Origin of the sequence: Crocinitomix algicola, assembly GCF_001661595.2 — a bacterium.
Taxonomy (GTDB): Bacteria; Bacteroidota; Bacteroidia; order Flavobacteriales_D; family Crocinitomicaceae; genus Crocinitomix; species Crocinitomix algicola.
This window is the reverse complement of sequence record NZ_LYPF02000029.1, coordinates 1-24,774: the sequence shown is the minus strand read 5'-3', so window position 1 is coordinate 24,774 and position 24,774 is coordinate 1. Positions and strand designations below refer to the sequence as shown.

Sequence of the window (24,774 nt, the reverse complement as noted above, 5' to 3'; positions counted from 1 at the left end):
TCAATGGTAATATAACGGATAACCATAAAATCCTTGTTCTTTAAGTACAGGTGCTTATACTTTATAGTGAATTTTTTATCACTCTTAGTGATGTATATATAGTTTTATAATCGTTGGTGGTATGATTGCGGACAACCGCAAAAATTAATGTTCATTTAATTGTGAATCTATGCTTTAAATCAATTTTACATTAAATTCACGCTACAGTAATTGTTTGCAATCTTTCTTCTTGAAAAAGAATTAACTTTACCGAATGGAACTAAAAACTCTTCACCTTTCGCTATTAGCTGTAATTGGAGGAACTCTAATGGGGGTAAGTTTCCCTTTTACGGGAGGCCTTTTCTTTCTGTCATTTATAGGTTTTGTGCCCTTAATCATAATAAACTTAGAGCTAAATAAACCGAATAAATTTCGTTTTTTTAAACGTTTTGGACTAAACTACCTTTACTTCGTTTTATTTAATTTTATTACTACTTGGTGGATTTATAAGGCTTCTGAAGGAGGCATGTATATGGCGGTTTTTAGTAATTCATTACTAATGACAATTCCTTTCTTCTTTTTTGGTTTTATAGCTCGATTTTTAGGAGAAAACAAAGGATTGTTGGCATTGGTTGTTTTTTGGTTGTCCTTTGAATATGCGCATTACTTTTGGGAACTTTCTTGGCCTTGGCTAAGTTTTGGGCATATATTTGGAAGCCAGCCGTGGCTCATCCAATGGTATGAGTTTTTTGGAGTAACAGGAGGTTCTTTATGGGTGCTACTCGCAAATATTTCCTTTTATTTTCTAATTCGAAATCGTTTTTTGCGTGGTGAGTCTTGGAGAATACAAGCACCAATCTTTTTAATTGGAGGCCTGGTTTTATTTTTGCCAATTGTTAGTTCAATAATTATGTACTACTCGCATACCGAAAAAGGTGAACCGGTGGATATTGTTATAGTTCAACCAAATCTAGATGCTTATACAGAGAAGTTTTTCACACCTTTTCCAGAACAACTTTCATTGATGCTTTCGTTAGCTGAAAGTAAAATTGACAAGCATACTGATTTGATCCTTTGTCCGGAAACTGCAATTTCGGCACGTGTTGACGAGACTAAATTGGAACAAGAGCCAATAATGCATGAAATTAAACGTTTTTTGGGGGAGTTTCCAAATTTGAAAATGTTGATAGGCGCTGATTCTTATCAATTGTTTTCGCATGAAAATTCTTTGGCAGCACGTAAGTTAAATGGACAAGATATATGGTTCGAATCCTATAATTCAGCGTTTTTAATTGATCCAAATGAAAAAACACAAATTTATCATAAGGCTAAACCTGTTCTAGGAGCAGAAAAAGTTCCGTTTCTATCTTGGTTCCCTGGGTTAAAACAGTATTCGGTTGAATTAGGAGGAACATCTGCGATGATTGGATTAGGGGAAGAACCTATCAATTTTACTGCAAATGAAACGATGTATGCACCGCTAATTTGTTACGAATCTGTTTATGGAGACTACGTGTCATATTTCACCGCAAGAGGAGCTGAAATTCTATGCGTTATAACAAATGACGGGTGGTGGGGAGATACGCCTGGCTATAAGCAACATCGATCCTTCTCCCAAATTAGGGCGATCGAAAATAGAAGAAGTGTGGCCCGTTCCGCAAATACAGGTATATCTTGCGGAATTGATCAGAAGGGTGATATAATCGATGAACTCAAATGGGATGTTGAAGGAGCGTTGAACATTACATTACAGAAGAATAATGAAATAACTTTTTTTGTGAGATATGGTGACGTAATAGGTAGGATCTCTATGTTCTTAGCAATTGCAATGTTCATTTATAGTTTAACTACCTATGCTAAAAGCAAAGGAATCACGGATAAAATGAAATTGAATCGATAATCTGTAAATCTTGTCATGTTTTAGACAATTTGCCACTCATACTTAAAAGAATTTCTAATGTTTAGTGACAGAATGTCCTACAAATTAAAATGGCAGTTTTTTTGCTGAGGGATAAAAAAAGATTAGAAGAATGTCTGAAAAGGAAAATACAACAAATGCAACTAACGAAGAGCTGCAAGAGGATTTAAATAATGAAGCAACTCAAGAAGAACTAGATAATGCTGGTGAGAGCACTGATAATAACCATGAAGAGAAAGCGGAGCCTAGTTTGGAGGAAAAGTTTGCTGAGTTAAATAATAAATACGTGAGACTTTATTCGGATTTCGATAACTTTAGAAAGAGAACGATTAAAGAAAAGGCCGATATTATTAGTACAGCGAATGGTGCTTTGATGACTGATTTAATTGGGACCTTAGATGATTTTGAACGTGCCATCTCCAATAATGAAAAAGTTGATGATATCGATAGTTTAAGAGAAGGGTTTAAACTCATCTACAATAAATTCTCTTCAACTTTAAAGAATAAAGGACTCGAAGCTATGGATTGTAAAGGAGATATTTTTGATGCGGATAAACATGAGGCAATTACGAATATTCCCGTTGAAAATGAGGAGGATAAAGGGAAAATTGTTGATGTAATTGAAAGAGGTTATAATCTGCGAGGGAAAGTGTTGAGATACGCAAAAGTAGTAGTAGGACAATAAGATTGAAAGAGTATTGGAATGAGTGAAAAAAGAGATTATTACGATATACTAGGGGTTGAGAGAAATGCTGATGAAAAGGAAATTAAAAAGGCTTATAGAAAAATTGCCTTAAAATTCCATCCAGATAAAAACCCAGATGATAAAGTTGCTGAGGAAAAGTTTAAAGAAGCTGCTGAAGCATACGAGGTCCTGAGTGATCAAAATAAAAGGGCAAGATACGACCAATTTGGACACCAAGGCGTAGGCGGAGCTTCACAAGGAAGAGGAGGCGGATTCGGAGGGATGAATATGGAAGATATTTTTGATCAGTTCGGAGATATCTTTGGTAGTTCCTTCGGAGGTGGACGCAGAGGTTCTGGTGGGTCTAGAGTCGCTCGAGGGTCCGATTTGCGAATCAAAATTAAGCTCGGTCTTAAGGAAGTGGCAAACGGTGTTACAAAGAAAATAAAAGTTAATAAACTAGTTAATGCGGAAGGCGTAACTTACAGTACTTGCTCAACTTGTAATGGCCAAGGTCGGGTTATGCGTGTTACACAGACAATGCTGGGAGCCATGCAAACGCAATCAACTTGTCATACATGTCATGGAACAGGTAAAATAATTGATAAAAAACCGGCTGGGGCGGATTCACAGGGATTGAAACGAAGTGAAGAAGTAGTTGAAATTAAAATTCCTGCTGGAGTAGAAGAAGGGATGCAATTGAAAGTGAGTGGAAAAGGGAATGCAGGTCCTTTTGAGGGAGTTCCAGGAGATTTATTAGTTGTAATTGAGGAGGAAAAACACGATCAATTACAGAGAGAAGGGAATAATTTGCATTACGAAGCCTACGTGAGCTTTATTGATGCTGTTCTTGGTGCATCTATTGAGGTTCCGTTAGTTGAAGGTAAAGCAAAAATTAAAATTGAACCTGGAACGCAAAGTGGAAAAATGCTTCGTTTAAGAGGTAAAGGATTGCCGAGTGTTCAAGGATATGGTAGCGGAGACTTACTCGTTCATTTAAATGTTTGGACTCCTAAAAAAGTTTCAGGGGATGAAAAGGATTTGTTGGAAAAATTAAGGGACTCAGATAACTTTAAGCCTAACCCTGGTGGGAAAGAAGAGGGGTTTTTTGATAAAATGAAAAACTTTTTCAATAGTTAATCCGAACACGTTGATTAATTATACAAAAAAACCATGGTTCAAGCCATGGTTTTTTTGTGTTCAAATATGGATTAAATTCTTAAAAGAAATAATTACCAGCTTCTTTAGAATTAAGTACTAATACAGGTACACCGTCTTTGTTAGTGATTAAACTCTGCGCAAACGTATCTAATTGAGGTATTAAACGATCAGAATGATATGCAAAAGCAATTAAATTAGCTCCAATTCCTGTGGTATATCGAACTATATCTTGCGCATAACCTTTTTTCTTGTCAAGAATTTTAGTTTGATATGGTATATTTTTTGCTTTAAGTTGTTTAGTAATTAGCCCGCTATGAACAGCCACCTTTAACTTCAAATTACTATCAATTTTCTTCTCAGAAACTACATGAACCTCTGATTTAAGAATTTCAGCCAGACCCGTAGCTACTTGTTCTATTTGTAAACTCTCTTGAGATTCGTCAATCGGAACCACAATTTTGCTCATATCAATACCCGTAAACTCTTCTTGCACAATTAAAAAAGGAACGTGCGTACTGGTAATCACTTTTAGGGCAAAACTTCCAAATAATTTTTGCATTCCCTTAGGACCATGAGTCCCCATGATGATTAATGTAGATTTTAAACCGGCTGCCGTATCAGCTATGTCTGTATAAATAGATCCTGTTTTAATGTGGTAATTAATATCGACATCTTGCGGCTTCTCAGATATATTAGATATGATAGACTGAAATTTAGACTCAGCTTTAGCCCGCTCTTTTTTATCCTTTATGACGTGCAATAAATCGACATTCGCCCGAATTGATTTTGCAAGTTTAATCGCGTATGAAACAGCATTGTCAGCAACTGCTGTAAAATCGTGAGGTACAAGTACCGATCTTTTATCCATAAATGTTGGTTTACTAGTAAATATACAAAAAAGTAAAATCTATGTTGACATCAATTCTTCGAATAATTCACAATCAATAGTCAATAAAGATAGTTTAATCTACATCAAAACAAAGAGATTCTGTTAAAAATCTAATAGCCTTTGTACGATTTATGTATGGTGGCAAATTTGATACCATTCTACATTTTACCTTTATATGTTTATGTTTTTTGAATGCAAAAGTAACCTTATTTTCGATAATCTTTTTAAGATTTCTTAAAGAGATACTTCATGGTTGTCCGCAATCGTACCAGTATGTTAGTACACCAAATCGCATCACAGTTTTCAAAGGCTCGGAAGTATGCCTATGATTATATTTAAAGCAATATTCATCATAATATAATTGACTCAATTTGGGTGATATATGGTGGTGAATTCCTCTTAAAATAATTTTGAAGTTACGTATTATAGTGTTTATCCAAGGTGACTTCCTCGGCGACTTTGGGAAGGTTCCAAAATTAATATTGTTTTCTAATGGATTCAAAATTTTGAAATTTCGGTAATTTTCTGTTTGGTAGACTTTACCAATACTTACCTTTTTTATGGAATATTCGTTGGGTTGATCTACTGCTAACAATCTAATTTTATCCAAAATGTTGGTTTTAGATCTTTCATTCAGACAGCTCGTCATTAAAATTCCATAATGTCCCTTCTTCCTTCTAAATTGATTGTTTTGGACTCCTGATTTCTCCGGTTGATTAAAACGCGTAAGATATAACTCATCATAAGGTTGATCGCTAGAATATTGTTCTATTTCATTAATTTTAGACATTATTCTTCGGATTTTATGCACCATATACCAGGCTGGCTCATACCTTTTTAACCCTAATTTACGTTGTATTTCACAGGTTGATATAGATTTTTTAGTTGTGGTTAATAAGTAGAATGTTTGATACCATAAATGAAAAGGTAAATTACTGCTTTCCATGACAGTTCCACTCCGCAGTGTAGTTCTAAATTTACATGATTTGCATTGCCACTGCTCTTTTGATTTAAGCCAATAATGTTTAGTTCCTGAACATCTTTTGCAATAAATTCCGTTTTGTTCTCTCAATCTTTTGTAATGAAGCTTACATGTGCGTTCATCGCAATATTTTTTATAAAATTCTTTTAAAAGCATCGTTGGAAAATTAATAGTTCAAAATTTCTAAGCCAATTTTTCCTAAGTCCCTACTTAGTATCACTCTATATTCAAACCTCGATCTAAACTTCTAAACTGAATTGCTTCTGCGATATGTTTAGCATTTATTTGCTCTGAGTTTTCCATGTCTGCAATTGTTCGTGAGACTTTTAAAATTCTAGCATAAGATCTTGCGCTTAATCCCATTTTTTCCATCGCCTTTTTTAGGATTTCATGACTAGTTTGATCTATTTGACAGTAGTTTTCAATTTGTTTTGGCAACAGTTGTGCATTGTAATGAATTGACGGAATTTTACTAAAGCGTAGCTCCTGAATTTTTCTGGTTTTAACGACTCTATTCCTAATCGTTTCGCTTGTTTCTCCTTTTGATTTACAGGAAAGTTGCTCAAAGGGAACAGCAGGAACCTCAATGTGTAAATCAATTCTATCCATTAAAGGTCCGGAAATTTTATTCATATACCTTTTGACGATATATTCAGGGTCTGATTTGGGATCATTTGGATCATAAAAATTTCCGGAGGGTGAAGGGTTCATTGAAGCAACAAGCATAAAGCCAGCTGGATAGTCAACGGTCATTTTTGCTCTCGAAATGGATACAACACGGTCTTCAAGTGGTTGCCGCATAACCTCGAGCGCTTGACGTTTGTATTCAGGTAACTCATCTAAAAATAAGATGCCATTATGAGCAAGTGAAATTTCCCCAGGTTTTGGGTTTGGTCCTCCACCAACTAATGCCACATCGGATGCTGTATGATGCGGACTTCTAAAAGGTCTTGTGGTTAATAACCCATTGTTCTCACCTACTAGACCGGCGACAGAATGAATCTTGGTGGTTTCTAAGGCTTCATCAATCGTTAAAGGAGGAAGAATTGAAGGTAGTCGTTTCGCTAACATTGTTTTACCTGATCCCGGAGGCCCTACTAACAAAATGTTATGCCCGCCACATGCAGCAATTTCTAGCGCTCTTTTTACATTCTCTTGTCCTTTAACATCCGAAAAATCAATTGCAAATTCTTCGGTATGTATTGCACTCTCATCTGATTTAAAAGTTGCAGGAACTAATTGTATATCTCCGTTGATATAGGATACAACTTCTTGTATTGTTTCAACACCAAATATCTTAATACCTTCAACAATTGAGGCTTCTTGCTCGTTTTGTTTGGGTAAAATAAAACCTTTAAACCCCATCTCTTTAGCTCTTATAGCCATTGATAATACACCTTTTATTGGTCGCAATCCACCATCGAGAGATAATTCGCCCATGATAACATATTTTTCAATGTTTTCTATATTAATTTGTTTACTCGCCGCCAAGATTCCCATAGCTATTGATAGATCGTATGAAGATCCCTCTTTACGAATGTCTGCTGGAGCCATGTTGATGGTTATCTCTTTACGAGGAAATTTTAAACCTGTATTTGCAAACGCAGCTTTAATTCGTTGATGACTTTCTTTAACAGCACTATCTGGTAATCCAACCAAGAAAAAGTTAATCCCATTACTAATATTTGTTTCGATGGTGATTGGAATTGCTTCAATCCCATAAACGGCGAAACCGTATGTCTTGACCAACATAAAAGATTAATTTAAGTTTTGGGGTTGAATTACAAATATAGGTAAGATTATTTTTTAATCAAAATAATGACGATAAAATAATCGTGAAAAATAATCATTTCTTTTAAACTGAACACCATAACGAAGTTTTTTCATACATTAGTTAATCTAAAGAACAAATGATGGAATCACAAAAATCGGAACAGATTAAAGATGAAAAAAAAGATTCATCTGGACAAGGTAAGATTACACTCAAACAACGTTTGAGAATTATTTTCCTAACCTTATTAGCTATATTGTTGATTACATTTGTTGTTCAAAATTCTAATCGAATTGAGATAGAATTTTTAAACATGAATTTTCGAGTTAGGATAATTTACGTCATTTTATCCTCTGCAATAATTGGTGGAATTTTAGGTGTTTTATTGTTGAAGATTAGAGCAGCAAAAAAGAAAAAAAGTAAATAATTAGCCAATGTTTTCTTCAATATAGTGGATTAGCGAATGAATAATCTTGATGTGTATTTCTTGAACTCTATCGGCCCATTTACTCATAGGTGCTCTTAACTCTATATCGACTAATTTTGCTAATTTGCCACCGTCTTTTCCAGTTAACCCTACAACAAACATTCCCTTATCACGAGCCTTCTCAATAGCGTTGATAACATTTTGAGAGTTTCCACTGGTTGAAATAGCCAGCAATACATCTGATGAAGAACCAATACTTTCCACAAAACGGGAAAAAATGAAATCATATCCATAGTCATTAGAAATACATGAAATATGAGAAGGGTCAGAAATGGCAATTGCCGGTAATGGTGATCGATTTTCTCTAAATCTACCTGTCATTTCTTCTGCAAAATGCATAGCATCACTCATCGACCCTCCATTTCCACAAGATATAACTTTTCCCCCATTTTTAATCGCCGAAATTATTCGGTCGCCGGCTTCTTTGATTTTAATAAAATTGTCTTGATTTTCAATGAATTGCTTCAGTATATCCTGGGCCTCTAAAAAATGGTCTGCTATTTGTTTACTACTCATCTGTATTGAAGTTTCACCAAATGTAACAAAAATGTATTGATCAATTTCCCTTCATTTGTTAAACTTCTCTTATATTTGGGAGATTGATTGTCAGTAATAACAATATTTATTTTATGAAAAGAACAATTTTACTTCTATTTTTCTCATTATTCTATGCAAATATGTACGCACAAACAGGTTGTTTAGAACAGTGGCAAGCAGCATTTGAAAAAAGAGGATCATTTGCAGTTTCTGATGATATGCATCGAAAAGTTTATGTGAGTTTCATCGAAAATGGTGAGTCTTGGTGTGTGTCTGGTAAAGCAAGAGTTGAAAATGGGAGAGTTGTGTCTGTATTCTTGCAATATGAAGATGGTACATATGAATTAATGGACATGAAACTGGTTAATACACAAGGTCGATCACCGGGAGTGAGAAATGGTATTTCAGAAGAAATTATTAATGAAGAAAATCAACATTTTTATGTGATTTTCGTTGAGAAATTGAAGCCCGAACAAAAGAAGTATAAAACGGTTGGTGGCCCTGGAGATTTCTAATTAATTTTAATAAAATTTTGATTAGAAAAACGCTTCAATATTGAGGCGTTTTTTATTTATAATGTAGGTCTATGTATATGGGAAGATGGTCGGAATAACCTCCGTAATACTTGAATCCAATATAGGTTCTTTTTGGGCGTTTCCCTATGCCATCTTTGTCATCTTCTAACAAAAAATCTGACTCAAATATTCGTGAGTCTGTCAAGGTAGTGTAAAGTTTATTCGTTGAGTCTAATAACGTTTGATTGATTAGAAATTGATCTAAAATTCCCCATTCGTACTGGTATTTGTGCGTTCCTTTTTTAAATTCATATTGCCAAATTGTATTCAATAAATCGTCGTTAGTAATTTCTGAAGTGAGTTTTCTTGCATGTAAAATTTGTGACATACTTTCATCTGTAGGATGATCATTAAAGTCTCCCATAGCAAGAATATTTGAGTTTTTATTTGACTGTGAAATTGAGTCGATTTTAGAGCGTAAGACTTGAGCAGCAAAGTTCCTTTTTGGGAGCGTTGCAAGATGACCGCCATATCTCGAAGGCCAATGGTTTACAAATAGATGCAAAGTGTCATAGTTGGCAATTCCTTTTACGTATAAAATATCTCTTGTAGGCCTACTGTCTTGATCAGGAAACTTTAGTTTAATGGGTTCCGAATATATGAGTTGAAATAGTTTAGGTCGATATAACATCGCGACATCTATCCCTCTATTATCATCCGACTCAAAAAATGCTATCTCATATTCGTATTTTTTTAAGGGCGACTGGTATATAAGGTCCTCCAGACATTCAATATTTTCTATTTCACATAATCCAATAACAGCAGGAGGATCCCATTCTCCTATGGCTAGAGCTACCTTACCAATATTGTTAATCTTTTCATTGTATCTTTTAAAGGACCAATAACGCAAACCTTCTTGTGTGAATTCATCGTCAGCTTTGTTTGGGTCATCTATTGGGTAAAATAAATTCTCTACGTTGTAAAACATGATCCTTATACCACTGTTATTTTCTTGCGGATTCTGGGTAATACCAACTTGAGAGATGAGCAAAATATATAATATAAGGTTCAGCTGTTGGGGCATAGAGGATAAAAAAACACCTTGCATAAAACAAGGTGTTGAGTGTTAGACTGATTATTTTAGGCTGCTAGAAGATGTGGTATCATCATCATCATCACTTGCCTCTTCTAATTTCTTACCGATTAATGTACCATTGATTATTTGCTGTTGAAAGTCAGCCATCGCACTTGGCGAATGAGGAATTAAAATTGAAGTGTTTTTACCGTTTTGTCCAATATTATTTAAGGTATCAAAGTATTGAGTTAACAAAACAAATTGCATCACTTCTTCATGTGTAATGTTTTTAAGTGACTTTTGAAAATCTTCTACAGACTCTTTAAAACCTCTCACTATTTCTAATCTTTGTTGTGCAATACCTTCACCAGATAATCGTTTTGACTCCGCATCAGCTTCGGCAGCCTTGACAACCGTGATTTTATTCGCTTCAGCATTTTCCATAGTGGCTTCTTTATCGCGTTTCGCTGCGTTAATTCTATTCATCGATTCTTTAACCTTCGCATCAGGATCAATATCTGTAATAAGTGCCTTTACTATGCTATATCCATATTCTAACATTGAGTCAGACAGGTTTTGACGAACCGCGCGTGCAATGTCATCTTTTTTAGCAAAAACATCGTCTAATTCCATTTTTGGAACCTCTGCTCGAACATCATCAAAAATGTATGACGCAATTTGATGTCTATGATTATCCAGAGAATAATGCGCTTCGAAAATTTTATCATTCATAACCTGAAACTGCACTGATACTCTTAAATGCACAAAAACATCATCCCTAGTTTTAGTTTCAACATCAACATCTAATTGCTGTACCCGCATATTAATAACACCCACCTTTTGGTCAATAAAAGGAATAATCATTCCAAACCCAGGCATGGCCATGCGCTGAAATTTACCTAATCGTTGAATTACAAATATTTTTTTCTCAGGGACAAGAATTATTGATTTAATGAGAAGTAATAGTGTTAAGCCCGCTATTATAGCTATAGGAATTAAATTCTCTTCCATAATTTGATTTTGTGAGTATGACTCGAGTTAAACATAGTAAGTTGCATTTACAACATAGAACTAAATATACTAAAAAAGTTAATATCTCTACTAAATTACTTAGCAGACAAGTGTTTTAATTAATTGCTAAACAAATTTATGGTTGTCCGCAATTTTACCAATCGATAAGCGCAGCATTTTAATAAGTTGAAAATAGATGTTCTAAAGCAATACTTTCGTATGATTTTTTCATACGATGTTTTAGAGAAATTCAGCATGGATTTAAAATTTCCCTTTATTACATTCACTATCACATGGTTATTGATAGGGAACTTGTTTTGAATAGGGATATTTATTTTTTACATTAACTTTGGCTGAAAACTAGCAAAAAATTGAATTATGAAGGCGTATGTTTTTCCTGGACAAGGAGCACAATTTGTAGGAATGGGTAAGGATCTCTATGAAAATTCCGAATTGGCAAAAGAATTATTTGAAAGAGCAAACGAAATTTTAGGGTTTAGAATTACTGATATAATGTTTGAAGGTACCGAAGAAGATCTGAAACAAACAAAAGTAACTCAACCAGCGATATTCTTACATTCTGTAATTCTTGCTAAGGTATTAGGGGATAATTTTACTCCCAAGATGGTTGCTGGTCATTCGTTAGGAGAATTATCTGCATTAGTCGCAAATAATGTCTTGACTTTTGAAGATGGTTTAAAACTTGTTTCTCAAAGAGCTCTGGCGATGCAAAAGGCCTGTGAAAAAGAGCCGTCAACGATGGCTGCAATACTAGGACTAGATGATGAGGTAGTTGAAAAGGTTTGCCAAGAAGTGGAAGGTGTAGTTGTGGCAGCAAACTATAATTGCCCAGGACAATTAGTGATTTCTGGGGCTATTGAAGCAATTGATATAGCATGCGAAAAACTAACAGAAGCCGGAGCAAGAAGAGCATTGAAGTTACCTGTTGGTGGAGCATTCCATTCTCCGTTAATGGAGCCTGCAAGAGAAGAATTAGCCGCGGCTATTGCTTCGACGGAGTTTAACCAACCAATTTGTCCAGTTTATCAAAATGTACCGGCCACGGCCGTTATCGATCCGAATGAAATAAAAGAGAATTTAATAGCACAATTAACCGCGCCTGTTAAATGGACGCAAACAATGCGAAACATGATAACTGATGGGTGTGAAGAGATTGTAGAAGTTGGACCGGGTAAAGTTTTACAAGGTTTGTTTAAAAAGATAGATCGTAAATTTACTACATCAAGCGCAACAATTTAAAATACTTAATAAATTCTTAAAAACTCAAGTTCTTATGGGCTTGAGTTTTTTGTTTTTACTTCAAACCCTAGATTTTAATTTTGTTTTTTTGGGCGTTGCCCTGTTCATCGTTTTCCAGTTTTTTATATTGATTGTAGACAGGGCCGGGCTTTTTGCACTCGCTTCCTCTTTCCTTCCCGTTTGTGTCGGGCGGAAAATCGGAGAGCTCAAACAATTGCGTCAATCCCTAACGCGACTTATACATGCACATTGATGGTTTAGTGGTATCATTGCGGACAACCGTATTTTCCCAACCTATGGTACCCCTATCATTCTAACTGATACTATTTTAATGGTCAAGTTGGTGAAAACCAATCTTCCAAAAAATACCAAAAGGAAATCAAATCGACACTTAATAGGCATAAAACAATTTTAGTGGTACGATTGCGGACAATCATATTTTTCCAGTTTAAGGTAGCATACCTATTATATCAGATCAACCAATATAACTTTACTGGTAAGATTGCGGACAATCAAGAAATAGCTTGGATGTTTAGTTACCTTTTCTACAATTTTACATGTATTAGTTAAACCAAAATTTGATTACAATGTTTAAATATTTTATAACTATGTTTTGTTTAGGTATCTTATTGTCGATTCGCGCGCAAGACAAGGCTGAAGCGAATGTTTTTGTCTCTGATTTTGAAGATAACCCAATTCGCGGGGCACAAGTACAGTTTTTCAATACCACGTCCGGCGAATTGTATAACGGTATTTCTAATTCATTGGGAAAGTTTAAGGTGGGTTTACCGCCAGGGGTTTATAATATTCGATTACGTAGTGTTGGTTTAGTTAAAGATTATAGTTCAATCGAAATCCCGAGATTGACGAAGAATGAAGTTTATAATAATGTAAACATTATCATTCAATTTGAAGAGGAATCGTCATTTACATTGAGTGATTTACATTTTCAAACTGGAGAGTCTGTAATAACGAGCGATTCTTATTTAGTTCTAGAAGATTTGGTTAGCTTCCTCAATTTAAAGCCTCATTTAAAAATTGAAATTGGAGGACATACAGATAATGTTGGTCTGGAATCTGATAACCTAGCTCTTTCTCAAAGTCGAGCTGAGGCTGTTGTTGAATATTTGATAATTTCAGGAATTGCTAAAGAGAGGTTACAGGCAAAAGGATTCGGAGAGGAAAAACCAATAGCATCGAATAATACAATAGAGGGTAGGGCTTTAAATAGACGGACTGAGGTTGTTGTGCTAGATTAAAAAAAAAATACCCAGTCGGAATTGACTGGGTACGTTTAATATAAATAAGTTTTGTTTAGACAATCATTTTAACTGGATTCTCTAAAAGCTTTTTAACATCTTGTAAAAACGCGGATCCAACAGCTCCATCAACAACACGATGATCACACGAAAGACTAAGTTTCATGATGTTTCCTGGAACTATTTGACCATTTTTGATTACCGGAGTTTGTTTGATTTGGCCTACAGAAAGAATACAGCCATTTGGAGGATTGATAATTGAAGTAAAATCTTCAATACCATACATTCCCAAGTTTGAAATTGCAAATGTACCGCCTTCCATTTCTTGAGGTTGAATTTTTTTAGTTCTAGCCTTCTGAGCGAGCTCTTTTATTTCAGCTCCAATTTGTGCAAAACCTTTAGTATCTGTATGCTTAACAACAGGAACCAAAAGTCCTTCGTCTACAGCGACTGCAACTCCAATATGGATATGGTCGTTGTAACGAATTGCATCACCAATCCAATCGGCATTTACTTTAGGATTTTTACGTAAGGCACTGGCAACTGCTTTTACAACCATATCATTGAAGGATATTTTTACTCCTTCATCTTCATTAATTGCTTTTCTAGCTGCGATGGCATTATCCATATCAACTTCCATTTTTAAGTAGAAGTGTGGTGCTGAAAACTTTGATGCCGTCAAGGTTCGAGCAATTGCTTTCCTCATTTGAGATAATGGCTCGTCACGATATGATTCAACACCAGCAGTTATAACACTACCTGGACTAACAGAGGCTCCAGGTGTATAGTTTTCTATATCCTTTTTAACAATGCGATTGTTTTCTCCTGTTCCTTTTACCATGGCGAGGTCAATGCCTTTTTCTTCAGCCATGCTTTTCGCTAAAGGAGATGCAAAAATTCTTCCGCCAGTTGTTGAAACTGATGTTGTTGTTTCTTTTGTTGAAGGCTTTGTATCGGTCACGGGTTCTGGAGCCGACGTTTCTTTAGCGGGTTTGCTTTCTTCAACTTTTTTGTCTTCTTGTTGAGTAGTTTCACTGGCAGCATCATTTAAAATACTCTCAATATCTTCGCCCTTTTCTCCTATTACGGCAAGGATATCATTCACGGGAGCTGCAGCTCCTTTTTCAACACCAATGTGTAATAATACACCGTCATAAAACGATTCAAATTCCATGGTCGCTTTATCAGTCTCAATGTCTGCGAGTAAGTCTCCTTCTGAAACTGTGTCACCAACTTTTTTATGCCATTCTGCAACAACACCTTCTGTCATGGTGTCTGATAATTTGGGCATTCTTACGATTTCAGCCATAATTTCTTATTTCTTTAATTAGCCTGCACTAATTTGGATGTTAATTTGTTTTCGGACGATACAGTCCATTTATTAATTCTTATGCTAAAAATTCCTTTACGTAAGGGTAGTCATCTTGTTTATAAACGTCTTTGTATAATTCTTCTGGTTCAGGTAATGGTGATTCTTCTGCGAATTTAATTGATTCGGCAACTTCCTTTTTCACCCATTCATCAATTTCCTTAATTTCTTTTTCACTTAAGAATTTATTTTCCTTAATTACACCAAGAACATGTTCAATAGGATCTTTAGCTTGCCATTCTGCGACTTCGTCTTTCGTTCTATATTTTTGTGGATCTGACATTGAGTGCCCTTTGTATCGATAGGTTCTTATGTCTAATAGCGTTGGGCCATCACCTCTTCTTGCTCTTGCAGCAGCTTCTTCAATCGCTTCATGAACATTTTCTGGTTTCATGCCATCCACAACAAACGAAGGCATTTCATACGACGCTCCTATTTTTGACATATCTGTCACATTAGTAGTACGCTCTACAGACGTTCCCATCGCATAATTATTATTTTCAATAATAAAAATACATGGTAACTTCCACGTCATCGCCATATTAAAAGTTTCATGGAGTGCACCTTGACGAGCGGCACCGTCACCAAACGAACATAATGCTACATTATCCGTGCCTTTATATTTTTCCGCAAATGCTAATCCTGCTCCCATTGGAATTTGAGCCCCTACAATCCCATGTCCTCCGTAGAATCCTTTTTCTACATCAAAAAAGTGCATTGATCCACCTTTTCCTTTCGAACAGCCTGTAATTTTTCCATACAACTCTGCAGCCAATACTCTAGGGTCTGTTCCCAAAGCTATAGGGTGTCCGTGATCGCGATACGCAGTGATATGTTTGTCACCCTCCTTTGTGGCAGAAACTGCTCCAACAGCAACGGCTTCTTGTCCAATATAAACGTGCAAAAATCCACCGAATTTTTGTTGTATATATAATTGTGAGATTTTTTCTTCAAACTTTCTTATCAAAAGCATGTCCTTATACCACTTGATATAAGTCTCCTTTGAAAACTTTGTTCCTCCACTTTTTCTTGTCGAACTAGAGGTCTTTTTGGTTGCAGCACGTTTTGTCGCCATAATCCCGTTTTTACTTAATTTAATGGACAAATATAAATGATTATTTTGAAATATTTTCGATGATTAAATTTAATCGATAAGTATCTATCTTGTTTTATTTATTTTGCTTGAATTATCACAGTTGGTCGATGTAAAAACGAAATAATGATATGAAATATCAAATAAATTATCTTAATAGCTGTAACTCTTTGGTATATTGTTACTTTTATTGGTGTCTTTAATCCTTTAAAATTGCTGAAATGTCAAAGCTAATTCTTTGTTTACTTATGCTCACAACAAGAGGTATATCGTTTTCTCAACAGCTATCAAAAATTGACTTTGACGTAATAAATGACTCAATCAATGATTCAAATTCACGGTATTTCTACCCCAACTTAATTAATCGATTGTTAAAGTTGGATACGAATTTAACCGCTGATGAATTCAGATACTTATACTATGGTAGTGTTTTTCAAGAGAATTATCATCCTTATGGAGCAACAGAAAAAGAGGTTCAATTTAATAATGCCCTAGATGCTGAAAAAACGGGTGATTCTTTGTTAAATATAGGATTAGCTGTTTTTTATGAAAATCCAATTAATCTAGACGTTATACTTCAATTAACTTATCTCTATGGTAAAAATGGACAAACGGAAAAAGCAATTGTGTTTGCAAACATTTATGTTTCATTTTTAGAAGTAATCTATGCCAGTGGTACAGGACATAATTGCGAATCTGGGTTTGTTGTTGTGTCTGTTGATGATGAGTATTTAATTGCAAAAGACCTGGGTTTAAAAGTGGTGCATCAAGATTTAATAGGGGTGTGTGATTTACTTGTTTTTTCAAAAAGCGAGCAGCCGCGTAAAACCAGAATAAAAGAGCTCTATTTTAATGCACGAATGCCCCTTTCTAATTTGTCCAAGTCGTTTAATCAATCTGAATTACCTAGAGCAGAACCTTTGCCCGATGAAGATGAATAAGTTATTCAGCTAAAAAAGTAGCGTCAAAACTAAAAGGTAATAAATCTTTTGCTTGATGAAATTCCACAATCTTTTTAGACTTGGTTACGAGATAAACTTTAATCGGAGAATCTTGTCTATTTTCAATTTCTAACAAGGTTTGCCGACACAGGCCACAGGGCGGTACCGGTTTTTTTAAGTTTTTGTCGGCGTAAATACAAATGGATGCTATAGTTTCTTTGGGGTAATTTGTTGTAGTATGGGATAACACATTCCTTTCAGCGCAATTAGAAACTGGGTAGGAGGCATTTTCAACATTTGCACCTTTAACTAATAGTCCATTTTCAAGACGAATAATGGCACTAACTTTAAATTTAGAATAAGGGGCATAGGCATTATCAGCAAAAGCAATGGTTGATAGAATTTGAGATCTTAAATCTTCTTCCACAATATCATCTAAATGATATGAATCATAAAAAATTTCTATTCGGTTTGAGCCCATAGTTGAAGTTTCGTTTATTGAAGGTCTAAATCATTAATGTGGTCGCAATGCTTTGTGGTACGATTACGGACAACCATAAAAGTATGACTTTTTTAATATTTTAAGATAGGCAATATTAATAACAGTCAGATTTTTTTAAAACAAGTCCCAGATGCATAAGGCATTTTGTTTGCTAGAATTTGGTGGTACAATTGCGGACAACCATAAATTAGGTTGATTTATTAAATAATACAATGTGTTTATTTCTGGGCGTTCCCACCGCTATAACTTCAGTGAAATTTGAAGAACATATTGGTGCGGTGGTCGGGCTTTCTGCACTCGCTTCCTCTTGTCTGTCCGTGTCAGACGGCAAACAAGAGGAGAGCTTAAACAATTGCGCCAATCCCTAACGCAATATTTTGCTTATTCTATTTTGCTCTTTTTTTTATTATGGACAACTATTTATTTCATCTTTCATAATCTGTTAATGTATAACAATTCTCAATAAAATAAATTACTTTTGACCCCTGATGATAAACCAGTCTTCATACCTTGATTTAAATGCGTTAAAGGGTTTTAAGCCAATTTCTTTGGCTGAAATGGATGAGGTACGATTGATGAATAGGAACGATACCAAGTTCGTGTTTAAACGGTCGGATTTAGCTGTTTTTTTAAAAAAATTATCGCCTAGCTATAGAGTTTTAACAATTGAAGGGGTCTCGGCTTCTACCTACAATACCCTTTATTTTGATACACAGAACTTTCAGTTCTATCTAGACCATCATAACGGTAAGGGCAATAGATATAAAGTAAGAATTAGAAATTACCAAGAGTCTGACCTATTTTTCTTGGAAATTAAAAATAAATACAAAGGTCGAACGTTGAAAAACAGAATAAGCCTTTCAGATTTTCAACTCGAACTTAGTGAAAAATCAAATGCTTATATAGAAGCGGCTATCGGTGAAGCAATACCACTGGAAGCGAAACTTTGGAACAAGTTTAGACGTATTACCTTAGTGAGTAATTCAGACAATGAACGACTGACATTAGACTTAGACTTAAACTTTAAATGGGAAAAGAAGGTTATTAACTATTCGGATATTGTTGTTGCCGAACTTAAACAAGAATATGCAAATAGGAATAGTGTTTTTTATAACTTAATGAAAGAGAATCTGATCCGTGAGCACAGTATGAGTAAATACTGTATCGGCGCATTAGGAATATACCCCAATTTGAAATACAACAACTTTAAGGACAAAATTAGAACAATAGAAAAATTAATTGAATAATTATATGGATAGTGATTTCTCATTTTTAGGAATGAAGGTTTTTGATGATGACCTTTGGAAATTAATGATACGGTTTACAATAAATTTTCTCTTTTTAACTGTGATTATCAGGTATGTTTATTACAAAAAAACCCCCCGTAAAAACTACCTATTCACTTTTTATATGATTTCCGTTATTTCATTTTTTATTTGCTTCGCACTTAAAAAATTCGAAATGGAAGTCGGAATGGGGCTTGGTTTATTTGCAATTTTTGGCATTATAAGGTATCGAACTAATCCTATGAGGATTAGGGAGATGACATATCTCTTCCTTGTGATTGGGTTGGCAGTTATAAATGCATTAGCAGGGAAGCTGAGTTATATAGAGCTCCTGTTTATTAATGGTATTGTTTGGTTTATCGTTTTTGTTATGGAAAATTGGTGGTTACAAAGCAATGAAGTGGATAAAACGATTACATACGAGAAAATTCAGAATATTAAACCAGAGAACTATGAAATTTTATTGGCTGATTTGCAAGATCGAACAGGGTTGGAAATCCATAGAATAGAAATAGGAAAGGTAGACTTTTTGAGAGACACGGCAGAAATAAAAATCTATTACGAGGATTTGATGGGTACTGAATAACCTATTGTGCAGTTATAATGACTCTTCCTTGGTGATGAACTGGGAATTTTGTTCCTTTTTCAAATTTTAAATTCATTAAAATTCTGTTTTTTGCTTCATATGCCGACTTCATACTCTTATGAGTTGAAGAATCTCTGTTTAGGGTGCATGATGTTACATTGCCATTGTTATCCACGGCAATGTCAAAAACAAGAATGCCGGCTGAACTCGCCTTTATTTGATATGAAATACTATCAGTGACTATGCGTTGATCATCCATTACTGGTCCTTCAACCTGGCTTAGGGCCCATCCACTAGAGAATAGCAAAACAGCGAGTGTTAATATTTTATTCATCAACTTCCTTTTTTATTTAATTTTAGGCTGAGTAGTTTAACTAATTCGACTCCAGTTAGGTTTTGATTGGATAATAGCTTTTAATTTTTTGCCTAGATACTGATGTTCTTCATTTTCAAATTTAGGATCTTTTTCCAATAATGCTATTGCTTTGTCTCTTGCAATTTGTACAATTTGATTGTCCTTCGCTAAATCTGAAATTTTTAAATTAAGAATTCCACTTTGCTGTGTGCCCATTATATCTCCAGGTCCTCTTAGTTTAAGGTCAACTTCAGAAATTTTAAAACCATCGTTGGTCTCACACATCGTATTTAATCTTTTTTTTGCATTTTCACTGAGCTTGTATCCACTCATAAGAATACAATAGGACTGGTCGGCTCCACGACCAACTCTCCCCCTCAACTGATGTAGCTGAGATAAACCGAACTTTTCAGCACTCTCAATTATCATTACACTGGCGTTTGGAACATTAACACCAACTTCAATTACAGTGGTGGCTACCATTATATTTGTTTTTCCTGCAGCAAATAATTGCATTTCATAATCTTTATCTTCAGGAGTCATTTTACCATGAACGATACTTACCTTATATTCGGGCAATGGAAATCGTTTTGTTATTGCTTCATAACCGTCCATCAAATTTTTGTAATCTAGTTTTTCAGATTCGTCAATCAACGGGTAGACGATGTAAATCTGTCGACCAATTTTAATTTGTTCTTCAATAAATTTAAACACACGTAGGCGAGAAGATTCGTAACGATGACTTGTTTGAATTTCTTTCCTACCCGGCGGTAATTCGTCAATTACTGAGACGTCGAGATCTCCATAAAAGGTAAGTGCAAGGGTCCGAGGAATTGGGGTTGCTGTCATCACAAGTTGATGAGGTGGCAAGAGGTTTTTTTTCCAAAGTTTTGATCGTTGCGCAACTCCAAAACGATGTTGCTCATCTATTATTGCTAACCCAAGGTTTTTGTAAACCACATTATCTTCTAACAAAGCATGGGTACCGACCAAAATATCAATTTCACCTTGCTGCAATTGCTCGTGCAAGACATTCCGTTCGGATTTTTTTGTAGCGCCAATCAATAAAGATACCTTAATGTCCATTTCACTTAACATATCGTTTATTGTCTGAAAATGCTGGGTCGCTAGGATGGCGGTTGGAGCCATAATACAGGTTTGATATCCGTTGCCAATCGCAATTAACATTACCATCAGTGCGACAAGTGTTTTACCGCTGCCTACATCACCTTGTAGTAACCGGTTCATATGAATGCCTGAACTTAAGTCTTTTCTAATTTCTCTGATTACTCTTTTTTGAGCGTTTGTCAATTCAAAAGGAATGTGGTTTTCATAGAACGTATTGAATGGTGCTCCAATCTCACCAAAAGTAAACCCCTTTATTTTTTTTTGAACGATCTGTTTTCTTATTAATAATTCCAATTGAAGGTAGAATAACTCTTGAAATTTCAATCTAAATGAAGCGCGCTTTGCCTCATCTTCATTATCTGGCAGATGTATTTTGTAAACGGCCTCTTCCTTTTTCATTAAACCGAGGTCATGAATAATCCATTGAGGTAAATCTTCCTTTATTTGATTTTTTATTGTGGGTAATAAATTGCTTATTACTCGTTCAATTCCTTTGGAGTTAAATCCAGCTTTTTGCAGTTTTTCTCCACTATGATATACCGGTTGAAGTCCTTTTTCAATAGGTTTAGCTGGATCAATGAACTCTAGTTCGGGATGTGAAATATTTAGCTTACTTCCATATTGTGTGGGCTTTCCCCAAACAATGATCGTTGAATTAGGTGTTATTTTTGATTTAATCCAATTGATTCCTTTAAACCAAACTAAATTTATTCTACCCGTTCCGTCAGTAAACACGGCTTCATACCTTTTTCCTCTACCACTACCAATTTCTCTTCCGGAAATTATTTTGCCTTTTAATTGAACAGCTCCTTTTAAATAAGGAATTTCCTTTATTTCGTGAAAGGTTGATCGGTCAATGTATCGAAAGGGGAAATAATAAAGTAAGTCCCCATATTTACTGATATTCAGCTCTTTTCTAAGTGTTGCGCCACGTTTAGGACCAATTCCTTTGAGGTATTCTATGGGGGTGGAAAGTAGTTCTGCCATTCTCAGATTGAAAAAAATAATTAATTTAAGAGAATATTTATCGTGACAATGTCGAAGATTTTTTTGCAATTTACTTTATTTTTTTTGATCCTCGTTACCGGATTCAGTTTTATAAAAGAAGAAGGTCGCATTGGTTCTTATCAAGTATCGAATAATGTTCGTCTTCCCCAAACCGTTGAGGATGCGTTATTGTTGAGTGGTTCCGAATATCCCAATCATTACATTGAAAAATTAGACTTAGATTCAGCGCGAATGGGAGAGGAGATGATACGTTATGGAGCTCTATTGGATGGTTCCAATACAAGGATTTCGAAGTATTTTGTTTGTACTGATTGCCATAATTTAGTCATGGAAAGCGAAGATCCGTCGGACGAATCGCCGGATGCTGTTTTGAAATATGGAAAATTGCATGATATTCCGTATTTGCCAGCTTCTACTTTTTATGGTATGTACAATAAGTCAACTTGGTACAATGATGATTATTTGAAAAAATATGGAGATTTGGTATATCCTGCCAGAGATTCTCTGGTTAACGCAATTCAACTATGTGCAACCCAATGCTCTCAAGGTAGACCAATGGAGAGCTGGGAAATTAGGTCTGTTTTACATTATTATAAGTCAATTCAATTGAAAATAGAAGATTTGAATTTTACAGCAATTGAATTAAAACAGTTTTTAAAGCATTTAGATACGGATAAACATAAAGCCTTGGCACAGTTAAAAGGTAAATATAATCAGGCAAATAGAGCGCATTTTGGGACAAATAAAATTCCTGAAATTCCAGGTTATACTCCAAACTATGAGAATGGTAGATATGTTTACACAAAAGGTTGCTTGCATTGCCATGATGCAGAAAAGGGAATTACAAACTTTACATTGAGCAATTCTAATCTTTCTCTTAATTATTTACACCGTAAAAAAGATAAGTATAATAATTTGGCGGTTCCACATATAACAAGATACGGGACTTATGCAATGAGTGGACGAAAGCAATATATGCCAATGTACAGTTTTGAAAAATTAAGTGAAGAGCAAATGCTAGACTTGCTCTATTACATAAAAACGGGAATTAAAAAATGAAACTAATTATCTACTTCTTTATTTTTTTAGGGGGCATATCGTTTATAGGAAATAATGGTTTTGGACAGGATAGAGATTTTGTCACCGAGAACTTTTCAGGTACACGAGTCTTGTCGAATCATTCCGTTGAGATGATTCCGTACAGATCTCTAGAGGTCATTATTGCACATAAATTTGGTGATATTGCGGGTGCTTCAGGTGGATTAGAAAATTTTTATGGTTTTGATGATTTGGCAGATGTTAGAATAGCATTTGAGTATGGGCTGTTGGAACAATTGGACATAGGTGTCGGTCGGAACAAAGGGGTTGGTTTAATAAGTGGAGTTGTGGATGGTTATGCTAAATATAGAATTGTCCAGCAAGCTAATGAAGGGAGTCCCTTAACCGCAGTTTTTGTAAGCTCTCTCATGCTCCCCTATAAAAAGGCAATTGATGATGAAAGTTCAATTCTATCTTATCCAACATTCATACATCGGCTATCATTCACCAACCAATTATTATTGACTAGAAAATTCGGAGAACGATTTACTGTTCAGTTGAATGGAGGATATAATCACCGTAATTTCGTTGATTTTGTTGATGTTAATGGTTTATTTTTTGCTGGTTTAAGTGGTCGGTTGAGAGTGACTAAAACATTTGGATTTCTAGCTGAATATAATTACGTAATTAATAGACCTTCACAGTTAGATGAGGTCTACCAGGATCCATTGAGTTTTGGATTAGAGATTTTAACAGGTGGTCATTCGTTTATTTTAAATTTTTCAAACGCAAGAGCTTTGAATGAAAATTTATTTATTCCCTACACCACTTCTAATTGGTTAGATGGACAATGGCGATTTGGTTTTTCAATTAATCGAAAGTTTAAATTGTAAAGCATTGATTGTCAATGACGATTTATTGTGTTACCAAACCTTTTTAATCGTAGAGCGTTAAATAATATATAAAACGCTGAATATGAAAAAAATCTACTTATTTGCAGCAATGGGCTTAACCATTGCATTTTACTCCTTTTTATCTAAAACTAATTCCATTCAAAAATATCATGTTGATGGTTTTGAACTTGTGCAGAGTTCTGCAAATCCTCCTGCAGGAAGAACAGGTGCGCCAGGTGAATCAAATTGTACATCCTGCCATTCTGGGTCAACCATGTCAGCAGAAGGATTAGCTTTTTTAAATTTTGAAGGTGAACCTAATTATATACCAGGGCAAACCTATAATGCTACAATAACAACGCCTGAAGGACCAAAAAATGGTTTTGAACTAACAATTTTGAATGAGGATGATGAAAAAGCAGGAGAATTTATTGCCGGCGAAAATACCAGTGTAACGGCTTTTGGTGGTCGGGAATATGTTCGGCACTCAGCTTCGCTTGGGATGGAAACTTGGTCTTTTCAATGGGTTGCGCCAGAAATTGATATGGGCACCGTTACGGCGTATTTTGCAATAAATAAAGCGAATAATAATGGGGCAAGTTCTGGGGACGAAATATTTTTAGGTTCCAAAGATATCAGCGCGGATGCAGAAGCGAGTGTTTTTGAACGGGATAAACCTTCTCCTTTATCCGCTTATATTAATGAAGAAGCAAATATTGTTCATGTAAACTATGTGTTGTCTTCAGCAGATAAAATTGTGTTGAATATTCAGGATATGACAGGAAGGTTGATATTACAAAAAGATTATGGGAAAGAGTTAGAGGGGAGCTACAATAAAGAGGTGTCACTTTCCCATGATTTAGTTAATGGAACGTATATAATTGCGCTGTTTGTTGGGAATAGAGTCTATAATAAGAAAGTGGTCTATCGCAAATAATAGAGTTGATTTTATAAAACTCTAAGGAGATTATTATAATCGAGTAAATAAGACAAGATTTATTTTGCGTGACATATGGTGATTTATAGGGTTGTCCGCAATCTTACCA

General features: G+C 35.1%; 24 protein-coding genes. 13 read left to right on the top strand and 11 right to left on the bottom strand.

Translation table 11 applies throughout. The features are described from left to right. Positions 1-253 precede the first annotated feature (253 nt). The 3 genes from lnt (at position 254) to dnaJ (ending at position 3,722) form a co-directional block, all read left to right on the top strand. Complete coding sequence (lnt, locus tag A8143_RS15600; protein ID WP_070138544.1) at positions 254-1,879, top strand: apolipoprotein N-acyltransferase; 1,626 nt, start codon at positions 254-256, stop codon at positions 1,877-1,879. A 130-nt stretch (positions 1,880-2,009) separates the two neighbouring features. After that, complete coding sequence (locus A8143_RS15595) at positions 2,010-2,582, top strand: nucleotide exchange factor GrpE (RefSeq protein WP_083261421.1); 573 nt, start codon at positions 2,010-2,012, stop codon at positions 2,580-2,582. Between the two features lie 18 nt (positions 2,583-2,600). Further along, positions 2,601-3,722, top strand: a complete 1,122-nt coding sequence (dnaJ, locus tag A8143_RS15590) for a molecular chaperone DnaJ (RefSeq protein WP_070138543.1) — start codon at positions 2,601-2,603, stop codon at positions 3,720-3,722. A 79-nt stretch (positions 3,723-3,801) separates the two neighbouring features. On the opposite strand, the gene A8143_RS15585 is transcribed toward dnaJ, so the two are convergent. From A8143_RS15585 to A8143_RS15575, 3 genes are all read right to left on the bottom strand, one after another. Continuing rightward, the gene (locus tag A8143_RS15585) at positions 3,802-4,611 is read right to left on the bottom strand and encodes a universal stress protein (protein WP_070138542.1); all 810 of its coding nucleotides are present in this window, start codon (positions 4,609-4,611) and stop codon (positions 3,802-3,804) included. A 268-nt stretch (positions 4,612-4,879) separates the two neighbouring features. After that, positions 4,880-5,770, bottom strand: a complete 891-nt coding sequence (locus A8143_RS15580; RefSeq protein ID WP_070138541.1) for an IS1595 family transposase — start codon at positions 5,768-5,770, stop codon at positions 4,880-4,882. 60 nt (positions 5,771-5,830) lie between these two features. After that, a complete protein-coding gene (locus A8143_RS15575) occupies positions 5,831-7,366 on the bottom strand; it encodes a YifB family Mg chelatase-like AAA ATPase (RefSeq protein WP_070138540.1) in 1,536 nt (511 codons plus the stop codon). Positions 7,367-7,527: 161 nt separating this feature from the next. On the opposite strand from A8143_RS15575, the gene A8143_RS15570 reads away from it, so the two are divergent. After that, positions 7,528-7,812, top strand: coding sequence for a LapA family protein (locus A8143_RS15570; protein WP_139134397.1), 285 nt, complete (start codon positions 7,528-7,530; stop codon positions 7,810-7,812). Here A8143_RS15570 and lpcA read toward each other — a convergent pair whose 3' ends face one another. Beyond that, the gene (lpcA, locus tag A8143_RS15565; RefSeq protein ID WP_070138538.1) at positions 7,813-8,388 is read right to left on the bottom strand and encodes a D-sedoheptulose 7-phosphate isomerase; all 576 of its coding nucleotides are present in this window, start codon (positions 8,386-8,388) and stop codon (positions 7,813-7,815) included. A gap of 113 nt (positions 8,389-8,501) precedes the next feature. Here lpcA and A8143_RS15560 point away from each other — a divergent pair, with 113 nt between their 5' ends. Then, on the top strand, positions 8,502-8,924 hold the full coding sequence (locus tag A8143_RS15560; RefSeq protein WP_070138537.1) for a hypothetical protein: 423 nt from the start codon (positions 8,502-8,504) through the stop codon (positions 8,922-8,924). Positions 8,925-8,976: 52 nt separating this feature from the next. On the opposite strand, the gene A8143_RS15555 is transcribed toward A8143_RS15560, so the two are convergent. Together A8143_RS15555 and A8143_RS15550 are read right to left on the bottom strand one after the other, a co-directional pair. Further along, complete coding sequence (locus tag A8143_RS15555; RefSeq protein WP_139134396.1) at positions 8,977-10,032, bottom strand: endonuclease/exonuclease/phosphatase family protein; 1,056 nt, start codon at positions 10,030-10,032, stop codon at positions 8,977-8,979. 27 nt (positions 10,033-10,059) lie between these two features. After that, the gene (locus A8143_RS15550) at positions 10,060-11,010 is read right to left on the bottom strand and encodes an SPFH domain-containing protein (RefSeq protein ID WP_070138535.1); all 951 of its coding nucleotides are present in this window, start codon (positions 11,008-11,010) and stop codon (positions 10,060-10,062) included. Between the two features lie 378 nt (positions 11,011-11,388). Between A8143_RS15550 and fabD the strand changes: the two genes are divergently transcribed. Together fabD and A8143_RS15540 are read left to right on the top strand one after the other, a co-directional pair. Beyond that, positions 11,389-12,270 (top strand): ACP S-malonyltransferase, encoded by an 882-nt coding sequence (fabD, locus tag A8143_RS15545; protein WP_070138534.1) that lies wholly within the window; start codon positions 11,389-11,391, stop codon positions 12,268-12,270. Between the two features lie 587 nt (positions 12,271-12,857). Then, positions 12,858-13,529: an OmpA family protein gene (locus A8143_RS15540; RefSeq protein ID WP_083261420.1), complete on the top strand. Its 672-nt coding sequence runs from the start codon at positions 12,858-12,860 to the stop codon at positions 13,527-13,529. A gap of 55 nt (positions 13,530-13,584) precedes the next feature. Here the strand turns inward: A8143_RS15540 and A8143_RS15535 are convergent, their stop codons facing one another. Next, a complete protein-coding gene (locus A8143_RS15535; protein WP_070138532.1) occupies positions 13,585-14,838 on the bottom strand; it encodes a pyruvate dehydrogenase complex dihydrolipoamide acetyltransferase in 1,254 nt (417 codons plus the stop codon). 79 nt (positions 14,839-14,917) lie between these two features. After that, positions 14,918-15,973, bottom strand: a complete 1,056-nt coding sequence (gene pdhA, locus A8143_RS15530; protein WP_083261419.1) for a pyruvate dehydrogenase (acetyl-transferring) E1 component subunit alpha — start codon at positions 15,971-15,973, stop codon at positions 14,918-14,920. 239 nt (positions 15,974-16,212) lie between these two features. Between pdhA and A8143_RS15525 the strand changes: the two genes are divergently transcribed. Further along, the gene (locus tag A8143_RS15525; protein ID WP_083261418.1) at positions 16,213-16,932 is read left to right on the top strand and encodes a DUF4919 domain-containing protein; all 720 of its coding nucleotides are present in this window, start codon (positions 16,213-16,215) and stop codon (positions 16,930-16,932) included. Between the two features lies 1 nt (position 16,933). On the opposite strand, the gene A8143_RS15520 is transcribed toward A8143_RS15525, so the two are convergent. Further along, positions 16,934-17,413, bottom strand: coding sequence for a cytidine deaminase (locus A8143_RS15520; RefSeq protein WP_070138530.1), 480 nt, complete (start codon positions 17,411-17,413; stop codon positions 16,934-16,936). 509 nt (positions 17,414-17,922) lie between these two features. On the opposite strand from A8143_RS15520, the gene A8143_RS15515 reads away from it, so the two are divergent. Next, positions 17,923-18,681 carry a polyphosphate polymerase domain-containing protein gene (locus tag A8143_RS15515; RefSeq protein WP_070138529.1) on the top strand — a complete coding sequence of 253 codons (759 nt, stop codon included), beginning with the start codon at positions 17,923-17,925 and terminating at the stop codon, positions 18,679-18,681. A 4-nt stretch (positions 18,682-18,685) separates the two neighbouring features. After that, entirely contained in the window at positions 18,686-19,306 is a 621-nt protein-coding gene (locus A8143_RS15510; protein ID WP_070138572.1) for a DUF4956 domain-containing protein, read from the top strand. Position 19,307: 1 nt separating this feature from the next. Here A8143_RS15510 and A8143_RS15505 read toward each other — a convergent pair whose 3' ends face one another. Both A8143_RS15505 and recG read right to left on the bottom strand, forming a co-directional pair. Continuing rightward, entirely contained in the window at positions 19,308-19,640 is a 333-nt protein-coding gene (locus A8143_RS15505) for a hypothetical protein (RefSeq protein ID WP_070138528.1), read from the bottom strand. A gap of 36 nt (positions 19,641-19,676) precedes the next feature. Next, positions 19,677-21,776: an ATP-dependent DNA helicase RecG gene (recG, locus tag A8143_RS15500; protein ID WP_070138527.1), complete on the bottom strand. Its 2,100-nt coding sequence runs from the start codon at positions 21,774-21,776 to the stop codon at positions 19,677-19,679. 48 nt (positions 21,777-21,824) lie between these two features. Here recG and A8143_RS15495 point away from each other — a divergent pair, with 48 nt between their 5' ends. From A8143_RS15495 to A8143_RS15485, 3 genes are all read left to right on the top strand, one after another. Then, entirely contained in the window at positions 21,825-22,856 is a 1,032-nt protein-coding gene (locus tag A8143_RS15495) for a c-type cytochrome (RefSeq protein ID WP_070138526.1), read from the top strand. Then, positions 22,853-23,728 carry a DUF5777 family beta-barrel protein gene (locus tag A8143_RS15490; RefSeq protein WP_070138525.1) on the top strand — a complete coding sequence of 292 codons (876 nt, stop codon included), beginning with the start codon at positions 22,853-22,855 and terminating at the stop codon, positions 23,726-23,728. Before A8143_RS15495 ends, A8143_RS15490 begins: the two co-directional genes overlap by 4 nt. 82 nt (positions 23,729-23,810) lie before the next feature. Next, positions 23,811-24,665 (top strand): choice-of-anchor V domain-containing protein, encoded by an 855-nt coding sequence (locus A8143_RS15485; protein ID WP_139134395.1) that lies wholly within the window; start codon positions 23,811-23,813, stop codon positions 24,663-24,665. Positions 24,666-24,774: the final 109 nt, after the last annotated feature.

Coding starts and splice junctions, on each gene's coding strand:
- lnt (WP_070138544.1), top strand. CDS start 254: ATGGAACTAAAAACTCTTCACCTTTCGCTATTAGCTGTAATTGGAGGA.
- A8143_RS15595 (WP_083261421.1), top strand. CDS start 2,010: ATGTCTGAAAAGGAAAATACAACAAATGCAACTAACGAAGAGCTGCAA.
- dnaJ (WP_070138543.1), top strand. CDS start 2,601: ATGAGTGAAAAAAGAGATTATTACGATATACTAGGGGTTGAGAGAAAT.
- A8143_RS15585 (WP_070138542.1), bottom strand. CDS start 4,611: ATGGATAAAAGATCGGTACTTGTACCTCACGATTTTACAGCAGTTGCT.
- A8143_RS15580 (WP_070138541.1), bottom strand. CDS start 5,770: ATGCTTTTAAAAGAATTTTATAAAAAATATTGCGATGAACGCACATGT.
- A8143_RS15575 (WP_070138540.1), bottom strand. CDS start 7,366: ATGTTGGTCAAGACATACGGTTTCGCCGTTTATGGGATTGAAGCAATT.
- A8143_RS15570 (WP_139134397.1), top strand. CDS start 7,528: ATGGAATCACAAAAATCGGAACAGATTAAAGATGAAAAAAAAGATTCA.
- lpcA (WP_070138538.1), bottom strand. CDS start 8,388: ATGAGTAGTAAACAAATAGCAGACCATTTTTTAGAGGCCCAGGATATA.
- A8143_RS15560 (WP_070138537.1), top strand. CDS start 8,502: ATGAAAAGAACAATTTTACTTCTATTTTTCTCATTATTCTATGCAAAT.
- A8143_RS15555 (WP_139134396.1), bottom strand. CDS start 10,032: ATGCAAGGTGTTTTTTTATCCTCTATGCCCCAACAGCTGAACCTTATA.
- A8143_RS15550 (WP_070138535.1), bottom strand. CDS start 11,010: ATGGAAGAGAATTTAATTCCTATAGCTATAATAGCGGGCTTAACACTA.
- fabD (WP_070138534.1), top strand. CDS start 11,389: ATGAAGGCGTATGTTTTTCCTGGACAAGGAGCACAATTTGTAGGAATG.
- A8143_RS15540 (WP_083261420.1), top strand. CDS start 12,858: ATGTTTAAATATTTTATAACTATGTTTTGTTTAGGTATCTTATTGTCG.
- A8143_RS15535 (WP_070138532.1), bottom strand. CDS start 14,838: ATGGCTGAAATCGTAAGAATGCCCAAATTATCAGACACCATGACAGAA.
- pdhA (WP_083261419.1), bottom strand. CDS start 15,973: ATGGCGACAAAACGTGCTGCAACCAAAAAGACCTCTAGTTCGACAAGA.
- A8143_RS15525 (WP_083261418.1), top strand. CDS start 16,213: ATGTCAAAGCTAATTCTTTGTTTACTTATGCTCACAACAAGAGGTATA.
- A8143_RS15520 (WP_070138530.1), bottom strand. CDS start 17,413: ATGGGCTCAAACCGAATAGAAATTTTTTATGATTCATATCATTTAGAT.
- A8143_RS15515 (WP_070138529.1), top strand. CDS start 17,923: ATGATAAACCAGTCTTCATACCTTGATTTAAATGCGTTAAAGGGTTTT.
- A8143_RS15510 (WP_070138572.1), top strand. CDS start 18,686: ATGGATAGTGATTTCTCATTTTTAGGAATGAAGGTTTTTGATGATGAC.
- A8143_RS15505 (WP_070138528.1), bottom strand. CDS start 19,640: ATGAATAAAATATTAACACTCGCTGTTTTGCTATTCTCTAGTGGATGG.
- recG (WP_070138527.1), bottom strand. CDS start 21,776: ATGGCAGAACTACTTTCCACCCCCATAGAATACCTCAAAGGAATTGGT.
- A8143_RS15495 (WP_070138526.1), top strand. CDS start 21,825: ATGTCGAAGATTTTTTTGCAATTTACTTTATTTTTTTTGATCCTCGTT.
- A8143_RS15490 (WP_070138525.1), top strand. CDS start 22,853: ATGAAACTAATTATCTACTTCTTTATTTTTTTAGGGGGCATATCGTTT.
- A8143_RS15485 (WP_139134395.1), top strand. CDS start 23,811: ATGAAAAAAATCTACTTATTTGCAGCAATGGGCTTAACCATTGCATTT.